Below are 21,863 nucleotides of genomic sequence, written 5' to 3' on the forward strand. Positions count from 1 at the left end.
CGGCAAGGGCGGCTGCCGGCCCCTGCCGCGTGGGGTTCAGGCTTTCAACTGGCGCAGGCCGTCGGCCAGCAGCCATAGGGCGCGATTCAGGCGGATGCCGTTGTCGATGCCCTGCACGGGTCGGGTGGTCTGGCGGCGACCGTTCGCGGCGCGGGCGGACAGTCCGCCTTTGACGAGGTTTTCCTGGGTGCGGTTGAACACGCTCCACAGGTCGCGGTGGCTGTCGTCGGTGCGGCGCGGCATCAGGATTTGGCTTTCCGTGATGGGCGCGGGCTTGTCCTCGTCGTACTTCAACGCCAGCGCGGCGCGGGCGAACACTTCCGATTCACCCGTGTCGAGTGCGATGGCCTGCATGGCGTCGCGGGATTCCTGCGCCCGGTCGAAGCCGTGCAGGACTTCGTAAGCGCCTTCGATAACATGCGCGGCCACGTCGCCCTTGTGGGGTATGCGCACGTCCGCCACGGTGTCGCCGCAGACCAGGCCGTTTTGGCACACGAAGCGGAACATTCCAGCGAGCATCTGATAGCTGCTGGTGCCGTCATGCGAGTTCAGCAGGATGATTTCGTTGGCCTCACGGCCGTTGATCTGGCTGGCATGGCGCAGCCGGATCATGTGCTTGGTGTAGTCGCGGCGGTCGTCGTTGCGCACGCGGGTCTGGCACACCATGAAAGGCTCGAAGCCTTCCCCGCGCAGTTCTTGCAGCACGGTGGCGGTGGGGATGTAGCTGTAACGGTCCGAGCGGCTTTCGTGTGGGGCGTCCGCAAAGATGGATGGGGCGACGGCTCGGATTTGGTCATCCGACAAAGGACGTTCCGAGCGCAGCACCGGCGAACGCGAAGCGAAGCGGGAAGCAAGTTGCATGATCTTTCTCCTGACAAAGTTGGCTGTTGAAGAAACCTCACCGAATTCCTAGATTCGGAGCCCAGCCTTTCGGCTGTTCGGTGCGGTCGGCATGAAGAACCCGGTTGGCCTCGTTGCCACCGTCTTTCCTGAGTTCATCGCCCGCGACGGAAGGGAGCTCGTGGACGGGGGCCGTCAAGGAGGCAAGCGCAGGGTTGGTGCGGCCCGCAGGCGCAGCCGAGGACACGGCCCTGCGCGCCTTGACGGCACACGGACGCGGGCTACAGTCGCGGACAAGGTGATGAGTTCAGGAAAGACGGCTGGACAGGCAGCGGCCATCCCTTTGTGCCGACCGCACGCAAGCGAAGCGCGCAGGCCCGAAGCTGGAAGCCGGGCCGAAGGCGTCAGCCGAGCGGAGCGAGGGAACGATGGAAGCCCGAAGGGGGCGAGACGCCAGGACCGCAGGGCAGGGTGGCTCGATGCGCAGCACGACAGCGCGCCCGGCCGCCTTCTTAGCCGGGGACGTCCAGACTTAGGTCGGTATCCGGGTACCTGAGCATCCGTTCGATCACGCGCACTGGGGTACCGACAGAAGTGGCTTGGTCAAATACGCTGCCAGCCATGTTCACTATCAAAGACAGGCCATGAGCGCACCCCAATCCGATAATCCGAAGCAGATCTGCGAAAAAATCCTCATCGAGGGGAAGCGCTACAACGTCGAACACCGCATCCTGCCCAGTGAAAATGCCGTTGCCGATCGACTGCTTGCTCGTGGCATCGAGCTGACCGAGGCCTATGAGGAACTGCACGGCAAGCTCCACGCACATCCGCAAGCGCTGCAGGTCTTTCTAGGGCTTGTCCTCAGCACCGCCGCGTTCTGGAGCCCGGAGAAGATCGCGAAGGCGCGTACGGCACGCGGCGATCTCGCCAAAGTCAACCAGCAGATTGCGAGGAAGGCGGCAGAGCTGGCTGGTCTGCTGCAGCAGCGCTCGGATCTGCACAACACCTCCGGCTTCAGCACCGACACCCATTACCACGTGTGCGATGTGATCGAGGCGGCGGCCAAGAGCAACTATCTTTTCACGTCGTACGTCCAGGAGCGCCTCGATGCCCTTCATGGCCAGTTCGATCTGAAGTATTGGCCATCGCTGAGCGACTTCCTGCAAGAGCTGGCCTCCGATGCCAAGGATGCAGTCATGGAAGCCACAGACCCCTTGGCCGCGGCTGCCACCATGGCTTCGCGCCCGTCCCGGGCCGATTTCATCAAGGCGCTGCTCGCCGCGATCGACGAGAACAGTGGCCGCAACTACGGCCAACTGCCCAACGACTTCAAAGCCACCGATAACACTCTCGCTTCCTTGGCGAGCTGCGTGTTGGACCTGAGCGCTGAAGATCTGGTCGATGGCCCATATGTGAAGCGGCTCCGTCAGCGTGAACGCGATGGAGCCAAGTAGTCACCGACGGGGCTCTTCGGTGACTTCGTTTCTGGCCGATCAGGCGTAGCCTGTTCGGCGGCTTTTCAGGGGCGCCAAGCAACGCGCGGCGGGGATGGGCTGCCAGCCGATCCCCTGGAGGCATGCCAAGGCCGGAGACCGACACACAGGGCACAGCAAAAAAAGGGGGCAAAGCCCCCATGGATCAGATCAAGCCCCGCTCAGCAAACGATGCCGTGTCGTTGCCCGCTACGATGATGTGGTCCAGAACGCGCACGTCCACCAACGCCAGAGCCTCCTTGAGGCGCTTGGTCAGCATCTCGTCGGCGCGCGACGGCTCCGGCGATCCGCTGGGATGGTTGTGGCTGATGATCATGGCGGCTGCGTTGTGCTGCATGGCCAGCTTGACCACTTCGCGTGGATAGACCGCCGCTTGGTCGATGGTGCCTTGGAACAGTTCGACGTACTCGATCAGGCAATGCTTGGTATCCATCAGCATCACGGCAAACACTTCGCGCTCATAGCCTGAGAGTTTGGCCTTTAGATAGTCCTTGACCTCGCTCGGCGAAGTGAACGAGGCACCGCGCCGGGTCCTTTGGTCGATGACCTGGCGTGCGGCTTCCAGGATCTGTTCGGCCGTCGCCATGAGATAACGCCCCTGGTCATCACGCACCAGTAGGGAAGAATCGAGTGACAAGGAAAGTTGCGACATGATCGTGCTCCAGTTGCTCGGGCGGAATTGCCCGGAACCGGCTGCAGCACGGCGCAGCGCAAGCAGTCAGGGGTCGAAGACGGCCACGGCCGCAAGCGCCAAAGGCGCGAAGCCCTTGACGGCGAGAACGCCGTGATACGGTGAATGGAACAGCAAGACCGCCCCACATACCGTCCACCGCAAACACCCGTTTTTCGGCAAGCGCAGCGCGCAGGTCCGAATCAACGGGTCGGAGGCGTCAGCCGAGCAGAGTGAGGGAACGATGGAAGCCCGAATGGGGCGAGACGCCGTAGGTGGCTCGATGCGCAGCAAGACAGCGCGGCCGGCCGTGTACTCTTGGCCGGGGACGTCAGAAAGATATTGCAGATTTGAAGAAAATCCTACGGCGGAGAACATGACCGGCACCATGACCACCATCTATATCGATGAAAGCGGCCACAGCGGCGACATGATCAACAGCGGTAATGGCTACGACTTTAAAGGCCAGCCTTACTTTGCATTGGCCGGCGTCGGACTTGAAGATGACCATGGTTGGGAAGGACTCGTCAGTGAACTGCGAAGTCGCCACCGCATTGCTCCTGGTGAACTCAAGTCGAAGTCACTGGTCTCCAAGCCGAAGTTTTCCGCTGACGTGATTAATGCCCTGCTGGACCGCCAGGCGCCTCTTTTCGTTGAGCTGGTGGACAAGCGTTACTTCATTTGCATGAGCATCACGTCGTTCCAGCTTCTCGCTCCCTGTCTCGGCTACCCGGAGTCGGTCGAGCTTCACTTCCTCAGAAACACCGTTGCAGATTTCCTGCATTTTCACGCGTCAGAGCGCGTACTGGACACGTTCGTCGCGTCCTGCCTAACACCGGATGACGCCAAACTTTGCGCATCGTTCGCGAGCCTGCGCGAGATGGCAACGCAATCGAACTATGAGGGAGCGGCAGTGCAAATCGCCCAGGGCATCGCCCACATGGTTGAGGTGGCCGAGACAGAGTACCGCGAGCTAAGTGATGCTCAAGGCGAGCCCTGGCGGCGGTTTCTTCCGCCTCCCGATCTCAACAAGCATTCAAAGCAGGTTTGGATGCTACCCAACCTCACGTCCTTCACGAACATCTACGCCCGAATGAATCGCTACTATGGCCGGCGATTGGCTGGCATCCGGCTGGTGCATGACCAGCAGTTCGAGGTGGAGAGCATCCTGCGTCAGGGCAAGGCCACCGCCGAGCACCTGGGCAGCACCATGGACCTGCCCTACACGCCACAGTCTGACTATCGGTTTGAGGAAGAGGCCAGCATCGATTTTGCTCAGTCGCACCAGGCGATCGGCCTGCAATTGGCCGATATTGTGGCTGGCGCCACGATGCGCTTCTTTCGTGACACGGACGCTGGCACGTCTGTGTCTCGCGAACTGGAGGAGGCCATCATGCGGATGATCGCCGAAGGAGATGAGCGGACGGGCTACGGCCTCAATCAAGTCGTGCCGACGGCGAATGTTCACAACGCAGGCTTTGATGTTTCAACTTCCAGTCCTCGGGCGCCGTGGGGTTCGCGCTGACGCACTCAGATGCTATTGGTCTTGGACATCATGCAAGCGATGCGGCCAAGGTTTTCTCGAATTGCGCCGCGTCGTCTCTCATCCTGTGGTCCATTCGGCCGAACACGGTCCGAAGCTCAACCCGATAGGACGCCGCTGTCGGAGAAGCCGCGCCTTGGATCACGGCGGTAATGAACGAGGATGCGACGTCAGCCAGGTTGCGGTCACGCTGAAGTTTGATGTGACTGCGAATGGCGACTTCTAGAAGGTAGGTCTTGAATGATGCAGAAAGTTTCTCACTTGGAATGATGTCTTCCAGCATGGCGCCAAGCACCTTGTTGGCTTCTTTGGAAATGTAGTGCCGGTCAAAGGCATCGGCAGCACGCGTGGCCTCTGGAATCTCCGAATCATCGATGCGCGCGCACTGTTCGGCCCAATCTGTGGCGACGCTGACCAAGCGGTAGAGCAGATAGTGAAAAGGCGTCGGCCATTCCTGATAGGCCTCTTCGTCAGGCGGCACAGGCATCTGCTTCAGGATCTTGTCCGCGAAATGCCCGAAATAGTGCAACCACATATGGTCTTGCAGACCCTGGTGGATGCCCTCGTGGACCATGATCTCAAAGAGCGTGATGCCCGAATTGATCGGGCAGCGGAATTTTCCCGCGTCGTAGTAGGAGCCCAACGATTCGTTGAGCTTCTCGGTCAGCTTCCTGTCCTCATCCAATCGCCGACATACCGCTTCGCCAATGGCCTTGTCCAGGCCATTCCTAAGCGCCGCAGCCGCGTCGGAGAAAAAGAAGCGAAGCAACCGATTGTTCTCCGGCAGGAACAGGCGACTCCCGCCATTGAGATTCTGATTGTTCTTCAGCTCCGCATAAAGACGGCTACCTGGCGCATCAAGCAGTGCATCCATGTAGTGTTCGATGAAGTCAGAGCGTATCGCCTCATCAGCTTCAAGGAGCTTGAGGCAGAAGTGCGGGTGGGCCATGGCCAGGTGGATGGTCAGCTCGGGAGAGGTGACCAGGTTCAAGAGGACTTCGCGGGCCTGCGTGCTGGCCTCGTCACGCTCCAGGCTCCAGGATTTCAAAGATTGCAGCGCGGCACTCCAGCGCTGTCGCCAAGCCGGCGTTGCGCGAGGTGTTCCCCCGCGCAACAGTGCGGCCATGTCACCGTTGGGCGGATCGATACGATCAACCCAACCGGCAAGCAGCGGCTGCTGCTTGGTCAGGAGAATCAGCTTCGGTAGTTGTGGTTCGACCAGCAGCACAAGTTCGTCGTAGCGCTTGGTGAGATGCAAGTTCTCAATCAGTTCGCGAAAGACGCGGGTTCTTCCCCGGACCAGCTCGGGAGCTCTCGTCCGCCAGAAAAAGTAGAAGACGACAGAGAGAAGGAGTAGGTAGACCGCGCTCGAACTATCGAGCCCCCATTTCCACGGACCCAGGCTGTAGTACAACCCGAGCCTTTCCAACGCAGGCGCAAACACCAAGTAGTGGATGAGGAGAAAGACCGCGCCGCCGACAATCCAATCCCACCAGGCCATGCAGAAGCGAAGTCGCAGTCTGCTGGCAGGAGTGATCAACGCCCACACTGCGGCGATAACGCCCAATATGGTCAGCAAGCTGGTGGTATCGATTTGGGCAGAAGCTGTCATCGCGTAGTCTTATGCGTCCTATTGTTTACTGACAGAGATTACATGCCGTGAAGGCCACTGGGGCAGCCGCTCCCCGGTGTGGCTGTAGTCCTTTACACCGCTTCTCCACCACGTGTGCGATGTGAGCGAGGCTGCAGCCAAGAGGAGATGATGAGCCGGCAACTTGCGGTTTAGGCCAAATCGGTGGCGCTGTGCGCGCAGACGGTGACCGGCGAAGTCACCTTTTTTGCATCGTACGTCCCGGAGCGTCTTGAACGACATTCCTGCGTGAGTTGGCCTCTCGATGCCGAAAACGCAGTCTTGAAGGCTACAGACCCCGTGACCGCGGCCGGCGCCATGGCCTCGCGTCCATGCCGGGTCGAGTTCATCAAGGCGTTGCTCGCCGGCATCGGCGAGAACAGCGAGCGCAACGATGGCCGCGTGCCCGACTTCAAAGCCATCGATAGCATGCTCGCTTCTTTGGCGAGTTGAGTGTGGGACCTGGATGCCGAAGACCTGGCGGATGGCCCGCTCGTGAAGCGCCTCCGTCAGCGTGAACGCGATGGAGCCAGGAACCTCCGGCTAGCCTTCCGTTGACCGTGTTTCGGGCCGATCAGGTGCAGCCGGGTCCGCGGCTTTTCAGGCGCGTCAAGCAACGCGCGGCGGGGATGGGTATCCAGCCGATCCCCTGGAGGAAAGCCCAAGGTCCGAAGAAGACCGATGTCTGACGAACACCTTGTAACATGGCCTGTATTCCAGGATGCGACCCCGCACTCGAGCAGGGGCTGCGTCGACACGAAAACAAGGCCTTCCATGCATATCTCCCAGCTCAGCCTGATCAACTACAGAAACTTCGCCAATACAAAGTTGCTGTTCCAAAAGGGCATCAACACCATCATCGGCGAGAACGGGTCTGGTAAGACCAACCTGTTTCGAGCTATCAGGCTGCTGCTAGATGACAACATGATCCGTTCCGCCTACAGGCTGGAGCAAACTGACTTTCATCGTGGCCTCGGGCGATGGCAGGGCCACTGGATCATTATCAGCCTGGAGTTTGAAGAAATCTCGGCAGATGAAGCAGTGCAAGCCCTGTTCCGGCATGGGACCGGGCTCATCGAGGAACACGCAACGGGCAAGGCCACCTACAACCTGATTTTTCGTCCTAAGAAGGAAATCAGACTTCGTCTTTCTCAGTTGAACGACGGAGACCACGCTGGTCTCGACGCGATCCTGAGCCCAGTCACCCTCGACGACTACGAAACCATCTTCACGGGCCGGAGTGAGGCTGACTTTAATGACACGGCCTTCTACAAGGAGGTTGTCGGTGACTTTGAGAACGCCCGATTCAGCGAGGAGGTCGAATTTCCTGCCATAGGTGCCAAGATTCCGAGCGTGCTGTCCGTCTCAAAGGAAATTTCCTTCACTTTCGTTCAAGCGCTGCGGGACGTTGTCTCGGAATTCCACAACAACCGAACCAATCCACTCTTGTCGCTGCTCAAAGGCAAAAGCGGTGACATCGACCCCGTGGCTTTCCAAGCCATCACTGACGGGGTAAAGGCGTTGAATGACTCCATCGAGGCCTTGCCGGACGTGCAGGTCGTTCGGACGGATATCCGAGACACGATCAAGGACGCAGCTGGCGAGGCGTACTCGCCGTCGTCCCTTTCCATCAAGTCCGATCTCCCGGACGAAGCGGACAAGTTATTTCAGTCGCTCAAGCTGTTTGTCGGTGAATCGGGAGAGGGTCATGAAGGGCCGATCCACGAACTGAGTCTGGGTGGCGCAAACCTGATATTCCTTACTTTGAAACTGCTCGAATTCAAGTATCAGAAGGCCAAGCAGTCGATAGCGAACTTCTTGCTGATCGAAGAGCCGGAAGCCCATATACACACCCACATTCAAAAAACGCTGTTCGACAAGCTAAATACGACGACACACAGATCATTTATTCAAACCATTCGACGCATATCTCAGAGGTCAGCAATGTTCAGAATGTGAACATCCTCGGTAGGGAGTTTGATCGATGCGAGGCTTATCAACCAGCCGTTGGCCTCAATGCAGAAGAGATCGGCAACATCCAACGTTATTTGGATGCCGTCCGCAGTAATCTACTGTTCGCCAAAAGTGTTATTTTGGTAGAAGGCGATGCCGAGGAAATTCTCGTTCCGATCCTGGTCAAGAACGTACTGGGTATCAGCCTTGACGAACTCGGCATTAGCTTGATCAATATCCGCAGCACCGGTTTCCAGAACGTTGCGGTTCTTTTCCACGATGACCGCATCCGCAAGCGATGCAGCGTCGTCACTGATCTTGATAAGTCCATCATCGACACAACGCCGGCGGCGGGAGACTCGGAAGGGCTGCTCCGGCGCAAGAGCAAATACCAGGCATCTCAAGAAAAGGGAATCGCCAGGAAAGCGCTGCTGGAAGACACCTTCAAGGACAACCCGTGGGTGTCTCCGTTCTTTGCGCCGCACACTTTTGAGGTCGATTTCGTTGCTGCAGGCAATGCTCGCAAGGTGGTTGGCATCCTTCCAGATGTCTATAAGGATGCCCCAACCATCGTAACAGCCAAGGCGGAGCTTGAGGCCGCGGACATCGCGCTATACGGTCAACGCGCTTTGACCATGGCGGACAACTATGGGAAAGGGTGGTTCGCGATTTTGTTGGGAAAAAAGATCGATCCGCAGACTGCCATCCCGAAATACATCCTAGACGCCATCGCTTTTGCGCACCCCGTAGTTACAAAAGAAGTTTGGTTCAATGTGCTGAGCTACCGCGTAACCTACATCGACGCAAATGATCTTGTCACTGCGCCTGCTGTCTTCGCAGACTTCAGAGCCAAGCTCGCAGCTTTCAGAAATGGAGACATCGATTTCGTCGGCATCCGTAATGAGATGCTTGCTACCTTCCCGGATGATCGCATTAACGACGTGCTCGCGGTGTTCTGATCATGTTCATGTGGAACAAGGGCGATCTGAATCCCGAGCAGGAGGCGGCCATTTTGACGCCCGGGAGCGTATTTCTCATTGCCTGCCCTGGCAGTGGGAAGACTCGCACGCTGACTTACAAGATTGCCTATGAATTGTCTCGACTGAAGTCGAACAAGCAGTTCGTTGTGGCGATCACGTACACGCACCGTGCCGCCGACGAGATCCATGAGCGCATTGAGAGTCTGGGGGTGGATACATCCCGGCTATGGATAGGAACGATCCACTCGTTTTGTCTTGAATGGATATTGAAGCCTTACGGCATCTATCACCAAGAGCTGGCTCGCGGATTTCGCGTGATTGATCAGCATGAGCGTGAAAAGATCCTGGAGGCGCTATGCAAGCCATACCAAAAGCCAAAAATAACATTCTGGGATTGCGAGTTTTACTTCACCGAAACTGATTATGTTCTCTCTTGCCCCCAAGATTGGAAGCATGCGGGGCTGCACGCCATACTAGAACAGTACTTTGAGCGACTGCGTGAGAGTCGGCAGATCGATTTTGAGCTCATTCTGTACTATGCATACCAGCTGATTGCGAGTCGTCCTGCAATCAGTGAGCTCCTCGGGCAGTTGTTCTCTTTCGTATTGGTTGATGAATACCAAGATACCAAGAGAATTCAGTATTCGATCATCACGGCCATCCTGAAATCCGGCCAAGGTGCGACTAAGGCCTTTGTTGTTGGAGATCCCAATCAAGCGATTTACCAGTCGCTCGGCGGATATCCAATTGCCTTCGAGGATTTCAAGGCGATGGCTGGCATCGACCTTGAAGAACTCGAACTGTCGAAGAACTACCGTTCCTCAGAGCGCATCATCGATTACTTCGGAAACTACAACGTCTACGCTACCAGCATCGAGGCCGCATCCGACGACAAAGCGTATCCGAGCCTCGTCTCATTCAACGATACGGTAAGCAAGACGGACCTTGAAGCGGAGTTGGTCCGACTTATTCGATTCAACATTGAGACGATTGGCATCGCACCTCACGAGGTATGCGTGCTTGCCCCCCAATGGACACATTTGGCAAGCATGACTCGACGCCTAGTGGCCAGCATGCCGGAGTATTCATTCGATGGTCCTGGCATGGTTCCTTTCGCAAGAGATCCTGAAAATTTCTGGTACAGACTTTCAAAGATTGCTCTTACACAGGCGTCGCCTGGGATGTACGTGCGCAGACTCCGTTGGGCTGGAGAGATTCTGAATGATTTGGAGGCGGCTGGCGCGAGCGTCTCGAAAATCACACGGAAGTCTTTGCTTAGGGAATGCAACGCAATCAAGATCGATGAAGCGGATGGGCTGGCGTACCTCCGGACATTCTTCGAGATGCTATTCGCGAACCTGTCCATCGACTTTCGACTTTTCACATTGCTCCAGGAGCATCACGTTGCGTTCTTTGATAGCTCGCAAGCAAGGATCGATCGGCTCAAGAGTGAAGGCAGCGAATTCATAGGCGACATTGAAACGTTCAGGAAGGTTTTTCAACACCGAACTGGGATTACGATTTCCACAATCCACGGCGTGAAGGGCGCGGAGTTCGATGCGGTAATTGCTTATGCCCTGTTGGAAGACATGGTGCCGCACTTCAATGATCCGAACGGCCAAGAAAGTGCGATGAAATTGCTGTATGTCATTGGGTCGCGCGCTAGAAAGAATCTACACTTGATCTCAGAACGGGATCGCGTTCGTCAGTATTCAGGCCAGGAGTATCAAGTTACCCGCAAGCTTGCTGATTGCGGTTTCGGCTATGACGATATTCCGTAGGAACAAATGTTGTGTGCCGTAGGACTCATATTTTAGGGCGACGAATGAAGCTTGCACTATTTGAAGGGCAGAGGCATGCGCCGGCGCCAGGCCTGCAAGGCCAGTGTCCTAGTTGTGGTGCGCCCGTTACGGCAAAGTGCGGAAACTACAAGATCTGGCACTGGGCGCACAGAACGCGCGAGCACTGTGACCCTTGGTGGGAGTCGGAAGGAGAGTGGCACCGCGGCTGGAAGGACCGCTTTCCACAGGAATGGCAGGAAATACCTCATCAAAGTTCAACTGGCGAGCGCCATGTCGCGGACATACGCACACCAGCGGGTTTGATCATTGAATTCCAACGCTCAACCATTCATCCTGACGAAGTTCTGGCGCGTCAAAACTACTACGGAAAGATGATCTGGGTAATAGACGGATGCAAGAATGAGTTCGATCCGATAAATTTCAGCAACTGGAGAGGCCGGCCGGACGAGCACGGGCTAGCTCAGTTCGCGGTGTTCGGTCGAAGTAAGCTTTTCGAGCGTTGGCACACCGAGAAGCCTGTTTTTATTGACTTCGGAAAGGCCGGATTCTGGCGTATAGCGCACTACAACCCGAAGACTAAACGCGGGGTTGCGCTAATTGTGAACAAAGAAGCGTTCGTCCAGATGGCTAGCTCAGGTTCGACGGATTTCAGCGCTCAAGGTGGCCCAGCCTCACCACTTTGAAAAGATGCTGAGACTACTGTGTAAAAGCTTTGCCGCGAGTTAAGAGGCCTGCGCTACAGAACATTCGGCGTTCCCCCGATTTGCACAACAGGAGAGATTGATGGCGTTGCCTAACTGCCCATTTGAAGAAGGAGATCGCATTGATCACAAGCTGTTTGGTTTCGGCACAGTTGTCGGAGCACCCGTAGCGATGGTCGGACCGGATTCTCGGAGCGTCAGCGGCGTTCGCGACGCTGGCTGGAGTGTTCCGGTCAAGTGGGATGATGCCAAGCGGACTGCGGGAGCAGTCGCGCATCACGCGCTACGCAAAGTCTCATCGCCGGACTCTCGGCCCTTCACCCACTGGGATCGGCAGTGGCAGCCGTTGCTTCAAGCTTGGCTAACCGCTCGAAGAGAAGTTGAGCAGGTCTCTTCGAGCTTCCGGCCCGTACCTGAGTCCGCCGATCTGACACGAGTTCAACAGGCCGAGCGAGCAGCGTTTGAGGCAATGCAGCGCTTCTGGGAGGAAGAGCGAGCAGCAGGACATCCCTAGGCTGTTCTATGTGGGGGGCGTCACTGCCTCTAGCTGACGTCCAGAAGGCAATCCAGTATGCTTACGCGTGATTGATGATGATGTCGAAAACGTAGCTCCCTCACGGATCGCTCCATCTCCCGCGCCAGCAAAAGACGCGCGCTTCTGACGGTAAAAGCGACGGTATAGACCCATGTCGATCACAGCCAAGTCCTTTAACCATGCGGGTTTGGACGGCCTGTTGATGATGGAGTGGGGAGTGAAATTAGTCCATCGGGGACTATCGCTGACTATCGAAAAATTGTCGTAACGTGTTGATTTAAGAAAAATACGTCACGAAAGCTATCGGTGGCTATCGCCGGCTAGTACAGCGTGGATCTCCTGTTTGGCACCGCCGAACTGCGGCTAGGCGGTGATGGCAGCGACGGAGTGAGGATAGAGCGCATCGATGGCGTGGTGCGGAGGAACAGACCATGAGCCGGGATGACACTGCTGACCTTGCTGCCCCAAAAGCGGCCAAGGTTGCGCCGGAGGCGTGGCGCTTATGGCTGTTGTGGCCTCTCGATTGTTCAAGCTCGCGAAAACTTGCTTTCGGCAACTGCCTTCCACTGACGGGGCGATTCTGACAAGCATTCTGGTAGGTGAGCATACTGAAGCGGCGCCGTGGCGCTGAAGCCATGCAATGGTGCAGTGCCTGAAAATATCGAAGAGTCTCATGCGCCGGTTTGCAATTGAGCACTAATTGCTTTGCGTCACAGATTGCCTTTTGCTGACCATACAGCCATATTTTTCATGATGCGGTGATGGCAAGATAATTTCTTATTGGCACAGAGAATTGCATTCGATGTTCGCCGCAAAGCGGAATCAAGATGCCGTTCGCACACGAATAAGGGACGTATGGTTTCTATCCATGTGGATGGCGAAGATAAGACTGCGAAGATCAGTGATTGGGTGATTTGCTGGAGCGACAAGTACAAAGCCCTGCAACTGACTTGTCATTACCCCTCAAAGAAAACCTACACCCGCCCACTTAGCAACTGTTGCGTTTCTCCATCGCGCGAGTTGGGCGAGATGTTACTAACAAAACCAACTAGTACGATCGTCAAGCCCGTCTCCAAGGTGACGATCTATGGCGAACGGTATGCGGTCGTGCACTATCCGGACGCCAATAGGCCCTACGTTCATAAGATGGACGGTATCGGTCTTGTGGCGCCGACGGCGATAAAAGATACGCCGATCTTCCATTACTTCTTAGCCGTGGCGAATGCCCGTCGCGATTGCGCGAAATCTGAGACTGACCGTGAAATCGCTGCAAATGTCGTGCGCCAACTGGAAAGATTGCCTGCCAGTGCCGACACTGCCTTGCAGGCCTATTGCACGGGGCGTAACGGTGCACTGGTGCCAAGCCGTGGGCTAATCTATCCGTTCGGGCTTAACGAGAGCCAGCTTGCGGCAGTCGAGCAGGCGTTCCGCGCGCAGGTAAGCGTAATCGAGGGCCCGCCAGGGACCGGCAAGACACAGACCATCCTCAACATCCTCGCCAATATCCTTCTGCGTGGACAGACGGTGGCGGTACTGTCCAACAACAATGCGGCGGTGGAAAACGTCTACGAGAAGCTGGAAAAGTGCGGCTTGGGCCACCTAGTCGCCAAGCTCGGTAACCAGGACAACCGTAGGGACTTCTTCGCGGATCTAGCGCCGTGGCCCCCCATCGAATCCGAGCCCGCGCCGTCGCTAGAGGAAATCCAGGTCCTGCTTGACCGCTTGAAGCAGCACCTGCACGATCGCAATCGGGTAGCGCAACTGCAGGTCGAGCTAGACGAGCTGACTGTCGAGCGGCGCTATCTGCAGCAGTGGCAAGCAGAAAGCGGTGTGCAGGTGGCGGCCTCGCTGGACAAGTACGGACTGTCGCCGCCCAAGACCACGGATCTGATGGCCTATCTGGCCTATCTAGGTGAGCAGCGCATCCGCCTGAAAGATCGCATCGAGCTGCTGTTCCAGTTCAAGATTTTCCGCACCAAGCCGTTCGCTGATGGCGATGCGCGCCTGACCGTTTTCCATGCCCTGCAGATGCACTACTACGACAAGGCGTTACGGGATAAGGAAGCGGAGTTGCAGAAGTGCCGCGACTCGCTGGCGCTCGCAAATTTTGATGTTTCGCTGGAGGCGTTGAAGGCGGCATCGATGCGTCACCTGAAGCAACATCTGCAAGCTCAGGTGCGGCCTTTGGATAGCTTCAATGCCAATACGTACCGGCATCAACAACAATTCGATGCCTTCCTGCAGCGTTTTCCAATTCTGGGTAGCGGCACGCACTCCATTGTCAATTCGATCGCGTCTGGGGCAATCCTCGATTATGTGATTATCGACGAGGCTTCACTGCAGAATATTGTGCCGGGCATCCTGCCGCTGGGCTGCGCAAAGAATCTGATCGTCGTCGGCGACAACCGCCAGTTGGCGCATATTCCGGTGGTGCTGGACCTGCCTGCGCCAGCCGACGCCTACGATTGCGAGCGCTACAGTTTGCTCGATTCGTGCATCAAGGTATTCGGTGCTGCGATACCCAGGACGATGCTGAAAGAGCACTACCGCTGCCACCCCAGGATCATCCAGTTCTGCAATCAGCAGTTCTACGACAACGCATTGATACCAATGACCGAGGACAAAGGGGAGGCGCCTCTACGCTTGGTGGTGACTGCCAGGGGGAACCATACCCGTAAGAACACCAACCTTAGGGAGCTGGATTCCCTGCTTAAGCTGCTAGACGACGAGGGCGATCCCGTCGGGATGGACCACGACGGCCGTGGCTTTATCGCCCCGTTCCGGGCGCAGGTTGATCTCTCGGGCAGGTGCCTGCCGGAGGATTTCGTTAAGGATACCGTGCACAAGTTCCAAGGCCGGGAGTGCGACGAGATCGTCTTCTCCACCGTGCTGGACAAGAAGCGCTACAACCAGCAACGCGAGCGGCTAGATTTCGTCGACGACCCGCACATGATCAACGTAGCGGTGTCGCGAGCCAAGCACCGCTTCACCCTGGTGACGGGCGACGAGGTGTTCACCGGCAACAACGGCCAGATTGCGGCTCTTGTGCGTTACGTCACCTATTACGCGCAGGACGAGCAGATTTTGCGCGCGCCGGTGGTGTCGGCCTTCGATCTACTGTATCGCGAGTACGACCACTCCCTTGCGCGCTTGAACGCGCGCTTGAGGCCCGAGGACTCACGCTACAAGTCCGAACAGATCGTGGCGCAGCTACTGCGCGAGGCGCTGTCCGCCTCGGTGTACCGATCGTTGACGTACCACGATCAGATTAAATTGGATCAGGTCGCATCGCCGAATAATCCAGATTTAACGCAACGCGAGCGAGCCTTCATGGCACGCGCCAGCTGCGATTTTGTGATTTATTTCAAGGTGGGCAAGGTGCCTTTAGGGGTGATCGAGGTCGATGGTGGTTCCCATGACCGGCCAGATCAGGCGGCGCGGGACGCCTTGAAGAACGGAATTCTGGCGAAAAGTGGCATCCCCATCCTACGCCTGAGCACGATCAAGAGCGGCATCGCAGAGAGTATCGACGACTTCATCGCTCAGTGGGCAGGTGCACCGCGCAGCGCCTAGGGCGGGGGGCGCCAGGTCCGGGGCACGATGACCGTATTTCAATCCGGCTCAATCACTGTGCAACCGTCGACGCGGTGTCTGGTCTGTAATGCCCCCGCAGATTTCCTGCTCAAGTATTACTTTTCGAAGGAGACAGTGATGAGTGAAGTGGTGGACGAGGACTAGATCGGCGCTGGATGGTTTGATGCGTCGCTGGCAGCGTGGCCTCGCCTCAGCGCAGCTTGGCCAGCGCCACGCGCGCGTCGGCCATGAACTTCTGCGTTTCCTGCGGCGTGGAGAGATTGGCGCCAAGCTGATTGAGCACTTGCTCGATGTCGCTCGATGCCTCCCAGGCTTCGTCGCAGAGCATGCCGGCGATCGGGCCGAGGTAGTTCAACGCGACTTTTTCCAATGCATCGCGGACGCGCTCGTCGGGTGCAGATCCGCCGACGGATGCATGCGCTGCGCTCGGTGCCGCGATAGGCGTTGCTGCGGCCGTCACGACTGCCGGTGCAACTGGCGCACGCGGCGCAGCCGGCGCCCCGCCCAGATCCTGCTCGAAACCACCCATCAACCACTGGCGCGAGTCATCGCTGAGCAGCGAGGGCTTGCCCATACCGGCTCCGGGGTCGGTCTGAAAACGGGCCTTTGCCGCGTTGACCATGGTGAGGCGTTGCACCGCCTCGTCGTTGCGCAGCATGCGGAACACCACTTCTTCGATCTGCCCGGCATTGAGGCGGACGATGCAGGAGTGGTTTTCCTCGGTGACGATGAACAGAAAGCCGGACGCCTTCTTCAATGCCAGCGCCTTGAGCTCGCGCAGGATCTCGATCAGCGGACGGAATTCAGTGGACATGGCGTCTTCCTTGCATCATCTGGTACGGAGTGGGTGCGAGCGGCTCAGCGTTTGCTGAGGCGCTCCATGGCCAGCCGAACACTGTTGGACAGGCGCGAGATGGCGCGCGCCAGGGTACCGATTTCATCTTTGAGATTGACCTCGTCGATGGTGTGGTTCCACTTGCCCAGGCTCAGTTCTTCGGCCACGGTGGTCAAATGCTGGATGGGGCGCAACACGCGGCTCCAGATCAACGCCCATTGCAGGCCGAGCAGCAACGCGCAGACCAGCAGGCCGATGCCGGCGATCCACAGCGATTGGCGCACGATCACGCCATTGACGTCGCTCTTGGGATAGGCAGAGACCAGGGTGAAGCCCCAATCGGGCACTTCCTGCTTGGTCACGACCCAGTCGCCGGGGCTGTCCTTGACGATGCGTTCGATGGTGGCAGTGTCGGTGGTGGCACCGGTGGTGGACTGGAAGCGCAGCTTGTTCTTGCTGTCGAAGATGGCGATGAAGCCGGAATCGAGCACGCGGCGGCTGCTGACCACGTTTTCCAGCGCCTGCGTATCGGCCTTGTAGCCGACGTACCAGGCACCGATCACGCGCTTGTCGTTGCCGGCAAAGATTGGCTCGTAGCCGGTGACATACGGGTTGCCGAGGATGTCGACCACGCCGTAGAAACTTTCGCCGTTACGCAGCTTGGCGGCGGCCTGGCCGTTGGGATCGAGCACGGTGCCGATGGCGCGGCTGCCGTCGTCCTTCTTGACGTTGGTGGAGATGCGCACGAAGTCATCGCCGGTCCGCGAGAACAGCGTGGCGGTGCCTTCGTGGATGGCGGTGACATCGTCGAGCATGTCGAAGGCGTTGGCCTGCGCCTTCTGGCCCAGCAGCAGGTCGTTGGCGTTGCGGTCGCCCACGCGCACTTCGTTGCCGATGCTTGCGGCGCCGTGTGCGTTGGCTTCCTTGCGCAGCTGGCGCATGGAGGAATTGACGCGGTCGAGCATCATCGTGCGAGTGATCGAGAACAGGGTCTGCAAGGACACCGACTGGCGCTCGATCGCGTCGCCGGCCTCGAACTTGACCCGGTTCGCTTCGGTAATGGCCAGAATGACCGTCAGTGCCGCCACCACGACCAGCACCAAGGCCAGCACCGGCAACAGCAGGCGCACCCGCAAAGAGTGACGAAGCATCGCAATTCCCCTGAACGCGTTTAGTGATTGGATCGAGTACCGTCGCTGCGCTTTGCTGCGTCCGGACGTAGCCGTTATCGGCTGTCGCACACGATGCTGAAGCGGCCCCCTTGCCGCTCGGCGGTGCATACCATAGCGCAAGCCGGTCGATTTGACAGGCCGGCGGTCACGCTGCCTGGCCCTGCTTTCAAGAATGCTGGACCGCTCAGGTCTCCAGCGACAGGATCCCGCGACGCAAAGCGACGGTCACTGCATGGGTGCGATCGTGCACGCCGAGCTTGCACAGGATGTTTTTCATATGCGCCTTGACGGTCTCCTCGGAAATTGTCAAGGCGCTGCCGATCTGCTTGTTGGAGCAGCCGGTGGCGACCAGGCTGAGTACTTCGGTCTCGCGCGCAGACAGGGCATCGTCGAGTACGTGTGCGGCGATGTTTTCGGCCACCAGCGCCGGCACATGCCGACGTTGGCCGCGGCGCACGTCGCGGATGGTGTCCACCAGTTCGCGGCGCAACGAACTTTTCAGCAGGTAGCCGCAGGCACCGGCCTGCAACGCGCGCACCGCACGCACATCGCCGGTGTAGGTGGTCAGCACGATGACCTTGGCAGCCGGGTCGAGGCGGCGGATGCGCTGGATCGCTTCCACACCATCCACGCGCGGCATCTGCAGATCCATCAGCACCACATCCGGGCGCAGGCTGCTGTAGCAGGCCACCGCCTGTTCACCGTCTTCGGCCTCGCCGACCACGCGCATGTCGTGCTCGGCCGCGAGCATGGCGCTGAGACCATCGCGCAGCAGCGGATGGTCGTCTACCACCAGCACATCGGTTGCTTTGACTATCTCAGCCATTGCGGCTCTCCGTGAATGTTGCCTGTCGAAATGGCCACCACCAGCGCGGTGGACTTGCGTAGGCCGCACGCGCGGGTACCAGGATCTGAATTTCGGTACCGCTGCCGGGGCGCGACCACAACTGCATCTTGGCGCCGATGCGTTGCGCGCGTTCCTGCATGCCGGTAAGTCCCCAGTGACCGGTGCGGGCGTGGCCGTGCAGCACGTCCGGTTCGAGACCGCAGCCATCGTCGTGGATGCGCAGCACGAAGTCACGTGCACCGTAACGCAGTTCCAGCGCAATGCGGGTGGCATTGGCATGCCGGTCGGCATTGGTCAGCACTTCGCGGCCGAGCTGGAACAGCTCATCGGCCACCAGCGGGCGCAAGCGCAGCGGCCGGCCTTCGACCAGGACATGCAGTTCCGCCGTGGGTGGCGGCATGCTCGCATTGCGTGCCCGTTGCAGGGCACCGGCCAGGTCTTCGTGCAGGGATTGGCTGTCGCGCAGCCCGTTGACGCGGTCGCGGCCTTCGATCAGCGCGTCTTCGGCCAGGTCCACCGCCTGCTCCAGTTCCAGCCGGCGCGGGTCGTTCGAGGGCAACGAGCGGCTGGCTGCGTGCAGACGCAGAATCAGTCCCTGCGTGCCCTGCAACAAGGTGTCGTGCAATTCGCGGGCGATGCGCTCGCGTTCGCGATAACGCTCTTCCAGGCGCGCACGCAAGCGGCCGGCAACGTGGCGGGTACGCATGCGCCAGGCGATGCCCAACGCCAGCAGCACCGCGAGCGCGCAGCAGAGTTTGAACTGCCAGGTCTGCACGAACGCCGCGGCAATGACGAAGTCCAGCGTGTCGCCGCGTTGGTTCCATACGCCGTCGTTGTTGGCTGCGGCAATGTGGAAGCGATAACGCCCCGGAGCGAGATTGGTATAGAACGCCTCGTTGCGATTGCCGGCGTCCTGCCATTGCGCGTCCACGCCCTCCAGCCGGTAGCGGAAGCGCACGCGTTCGGGGCGGGTGAGGCTGATGGCGTCGTAGCCGATGCGTAGGCGATCGGTCCATTTGGGCAGTTGCAGGCCGTCCTGCCGCGGATAGGGCCGGTCGTTGGCGACTATCTCGGTGATGAACACCGCCGGTGCGATCGGGTTGCGGTAGGTCTGTTCGGGATCGAGCCAGGCCAGGCCCTGATTGGTGGCGAACCAGAGCAACCCGTCGTCGGCGGCAAGTGCGGTGGGCACCGGTGTGGCCTGCTGGGCGACGCCCGGCAGCCCATCCATGATGTCGTACAGGTGCAGCGCCGGGCTGGCCACGCCGGTGCGCAGGCTGGTCAGCAGCGCTTGCCGACCGAGGTGCACCACGCCGCGATTGCCGTTCAACCAGAACGTGCCGCGGCGGTCCTGCGCGATGCCGGTGATGCCTTGCAGCAGCGCAGTGGCCTGGTCGGGTACCTGCCGAAAGCGGCCATCCTCGCCCAGCACCGCAAGCCCGGTTTCGCCAGCCACCAGCGTGAGTGAGCCGCGTTGCAGCACGGCGGTGATCGGGCCGACCGACAAGCCGTCGGCCGCGCTGTATCGGTGGACCTGCGTGCCGCGCAACATGCGCAGTTCGCCCGTAACGGTACCCACCCACATGCCGCCATCGCTGCTGTTGGCCAGCACCGAACATGGCGTGTCCTGCAGGCTGGCGATGGGTTGCCAGAGGCCGTTGTCGAACTGGAAGGCTCCATCGGCTTCGGTGCAGATCCAGGGGTGGTTGTGCGCATCGACAACCAGGGCGCGCACCGAGCCGGCCGACAATGCATGTGGCAGCGGCACTGCTTGCCCGCGGCCTGCTTGCAGCCGTAACAGGTCGTGCCTGCCCAGCACCCAGCCGCTGGCGGTCGCCGGGACGTCCAGCACCGCGACAGACGCACCGTGCTGCAAACGTTCGACGCGATCGCGCGTCAACGCCTGCAGGCGACCGTCGCGAAAGGTCGCCAGTAGCGGTGCTGCGGTCTGGCTGGGCGTGGTGGTGAAGAGCGCCACCGCCATCGCCTGACCCGGCAACAGCGGCGCAAGCGGCAGCAACGCGCGATGACGGAAGCGGTTGAGGCCCAGATTGGTGCCGACCCACAGATTGCCTTCGCGATCTTCCAGCAGCGGGCCGGCGGTGGTCGAGGTCAGGCCCTGCATGGTGTTGAAGCGTTCCAGCACCGGCGCCGGTGACGCCGGCGATGCGATGCGGAACAGCCCGCGCGCCGCGTAGTCGCTGCCCCACAACGCACCGTCGCGGGTGAAGCGGATGCGGTGCGCAAACAGGCCGGGAAACTGCGGCTGCGCGCGTACCGCTGCGGGCAGCACCCGGCCGTGCGCGTCGGTCAGCGCGAACACGCCGCGATACGGATCGGCCACCCAGATCGCGCCATCGGGACTCTCGGTCATGGTGACGAAATGGCCGATTCGCTGGCCGCTGGGCTCGAAACGTTTGGCGCCGGGCCGCAGCAGCAGAATCTGCGCGCCATCGCTGACCCACAGCACGCCGCGGCGATCGCGCAACAGCCATTGCGCGCGGGTGGCTGCATAGCCCCAATCCATACCGGCGCGTTGCCAACGTTGCCCGTCGAACCAGCACAACCCGCCATCGATGGCCGCCCACAGACGCCCGCTGCCATCGCGCTCGATCCGGAACACCATGCCGGCCGGCAGGTCCTTGCCGGGTGCGAAGTGGGTGAGATGGCCGTCCGCCATCCGGTCGATGCCGGCGTTGAAATAGCCGATCCAGGCACTGTTGTCCGGCGTCAGCGCCAGCGTGGTCATGTTGTGCGAGGCATAGGCCTCACCGTCGGGCGGCGTCTGCCGCGCGAAGCGTTGGCCATCGAACTGGAACAGCCCGAAGCCGGTGGCCAACCACAACGGGCCGGTGTCGGCCTGCTGGATGTCCCAGATATCGGCCGGCGCACCACGCTCGGTACTCCACGCGGTGTGGTGGAACTGCAGCAATCCGTCGCGCGTGGAGGCGATGGCGCTTGCCCAGGCCGGTGCGCACAGCAGGTTGCTGCCACAGCACGCCAACGCCGCCAGCGCGATGCACAGGCGCAGCAGCGAAGACGATCGAATGGCGGGCGCATGCGGCATCGCGGCATTGTCGGGCGGGATCAGGGCAAGCACCAACACCTCTTTCGGGGGAGCGACGTGTGGATCGAATTCGAGTAGGTGCTACTAGCGAGCGAGATTCGGCACGGTTGGACTTCAGCGCCGGGTGCGCTGCGCTGCACGCAACGATAGGGCGGGGCGATTGTGGTGACGGGCGGCGTAACGTGCAAATTGGCGATGCGG

15 protein-coding genes are annotated in these 21,863 nt (G+C 59.5%); 8 read left to right on the top strand and 7 right to left on the bottom strand.

The window, feature by feature from the left end:
* Nucleotides 1-36: 36 nt before the first annotated feature.
* Nucleotides 37-861, bottom strand: a complete 825-nt coding sequence (locus FFY45_RS07310; protein WP_176339922.1) for a DUF932 domain-containing protein — start codon at nucleotides 859-861, stop codon at nucleotides 37-39.
* A 623-nt stretch (nucleotides 862-1,484) separates the two neighbouring features.
* Between FFY45_RS07310 and FFY45_RS07315 the strand changes: the two genes are divergently transcribed.
* A complete protein-coding gene (locus FFY45_RS07315; protein ID WP_176339923.1) occupies nucleotides 1,485-2,294 on the top strand; it encodes a hypothetical protein in 810 nt (269 codons plus the stop codon).
* Between the two features lie 184 nt (nucleotides 2,295-2,478).
* On the opposite strand, the gene radC is transcribed toward FFY45_RS07315, so the two are convergent.
* A complete protein-coding gene (gene radC / locus FFY45_RS07320; protein ID WP_176339924.1) occupies nucleotides 2,479-2,985 on the bottom strand; it encodes a RadC family protein in 507 nt (168 codons plus the stop codon).
* 394 nt (nucleotides 2,986-3,379) lie between these two features.
* On the opposite strand from radC, the gene FFY45_RS07325 reads away from it, so the two are divergent.
* The gene (locus FFY45_RS07325; RefSeq protein ID WP_176339925.1) at nucleotides 3,380-4,528 is read left to right on the top strand and encodes a DUF3800 domain-containing protein; all 1,149 of its coding nucleotides are present in this window, start codon (nucleotides 3,380-3,382) and stop codon (nucleotides 4,526-4,528) included.
* Nucleotides 4,529-4,556: 28 nt separating this feature from the next.
* Here the strand turns inward: FFY45_RS07325 and FFY45_RS07330 are convergent, their stop codons facing one another.
* The gene (locus FFY45_RS07330; protein ID WP_176339926.1) at nucleotides 4,557-6,158 is read right to left on the bottom strand and encodes a hypothetical protein; all 1,602 of its coding nucleotides are present in this window, start codon (nucleotides 6,156-6,158) and stop codon (nucleotides 4,557-4,559) included.
* Nucleotides 6,159-6,341: 183 nt separating this feature from the next.
* Between FFY45_RS07330 and FFY45_RS07335 the strand changes: the two genes are divergently transcribed.
* From FFY45_RS07335 to FFY45_RS07355, 6 genes are all read left to right on the top strand, one after another.
* Nucleotides 6,342-6,629, top strand: coding sequence for a hypothetical protein (locus FFY45_RS07335; protein WP_176339927.1), 288 nt, complete (start codon nucleotides 6,342-6,344; stop codon nucleotides 6,627-6,629).
* A gap of 321 nt (nucleotides 6,630-6,950) precedes the next feature.
* Nucleotides 6,951-8,135 (top strand): AAA family ATPase, encoded by a 1,185-nt coding sequence (locus tag FFY45_RS21935; protein ID WP_217902488.1) that lies wholly within the window; start codon nucleotides 6,951-6,953, stop codon nucleotides 8,133-8,135.
* Nucleotides 8,132-9,088 carry an ATP-dependent endonuclease gene (locus FFY45_RS21940; RefSeq protein ID WP_217902489.1) on the top strand — a complete coding sequence of 319 codons (957 nt, stop codon included), beginning with the start codon at nucleotides 8,132-8,134 and terminating at the stop codon, nucleotides 9,086-9,088. The genes FFY45_RS21935 and FFY45_RS21940 overlap by 4 nt, the downstream gene beginning before the upstream one ends.
* A 2-nt stretch (nucleotides 9,089-9,090) precedes the next feature.
* Nucleotides 9,091-10,890: a UvrD-helicase domain-containing protein gene (locus FFY45_RS07345; RefSeq protein WP_176339928.1), complete on the top strand. Its 1,800-nt coding sequence runs from the start codon at nucleotides 9,091-9,093 to the stop codon at nucleotides 10,888-10,890.
* Nucleotides 10,891-10,934: 44 nt separating this feature from the next.
* On the top strand, nucleotides 10,935-11,594 hold the full coding sequence (locus tag FFY45_RS07350) for a competence protein CoiA (protein WP_176339929.1): 660 nt from the start codon (nucleotides 10,935-10,937) through the stop codon (nucleotides 11,592-11,594).
* A gap of 1,408 nt (nucleotides 11,595-13,002) precedes the next feature.
* A complete protein-coding gene (locus FFY45_RS07355; protein ID WP_176339930.1) occupies nucleotides 13,003-15,720 on the top strand; it encodes an AAA domain-containing protein in 2,718 nt (905 codons plus the stop codon).
* Between the two features lie 211 nt (nucleotides 15,721-15,931).
* Here FFY45_RS07355 and FFY45_RS07360 read toward each other — a convergent pair whose 3' ends face one another.
* The 4 genes from FFY45_RS07360 to FFY45_RS07375 form a co-directional block, all read right to left on the bottom strand.
* Entirely contained in the window at nucleotides 15,932-16,555 is a 624-nt protein-coding gene (locus FFY45_RS07360) for a DUF8082 domain-containing protein (RefSeq protein WP_176339931.1), read from the bottom strand.
* Nucleotides 16,556-16,599: 44 nt separating this feature from the next.
* Nucleotides 16,600-17,727 carry a Cache 3/Cache 2 fusion domain-containing protein gene (locus tag FFY45_RS07365; RefSeq protein WP_176339932.1) on the bottom strand — a complete coding sequence of 376 codons (1,128 nt, stop codon included), beginning with the start codon at nucleotides 17,725-17,727 and terminating at the stop codon, nucleotides 16,600-16,602.
* 205 nt (nucleotides 17,728-17,932) lie between these two features.
* Nucleotides 17,933-18,574 (bottom strand): response regulator transcription factor, encoded by a 642-nt coding sequence (locus tag FFY45_RS07370; RefSeq protein ID WP_176339933.1) that lies wholly within the window; start codon nucleotides 18,572-18,574, stop codon nucleotides 17,933-17,935.
* Nucleotides 18,567-21,662, bottom strand: coding sequence for a sensor histidine kinase (locus tag FFY45_RS07375; RefSeq protein ID WP_176339992.1), 3,096 nt, complete (start codon nucleotides 21,660-21,662; stop codon nucleotides 18,567-18,569). The genes FFY45_RS07370 and FFY45_RS07375 overlap by 8 nt, the downstream gene beginning before the upstream one ends.
* Nucleotides 21,663-21,863: the final 201 nt, after the last annotated feature.

It is taken from the genome of Xanthomonas hortorum (genome assembly GCF_011305375.1).
Taxonomy (GTDB): Bacteria; Pseudomonadota; Gammaproteobacteria; order Xanthomonadales; family Xanthomonadaceae; genus Xanthomonas; species Xanthomonas hortorum_E.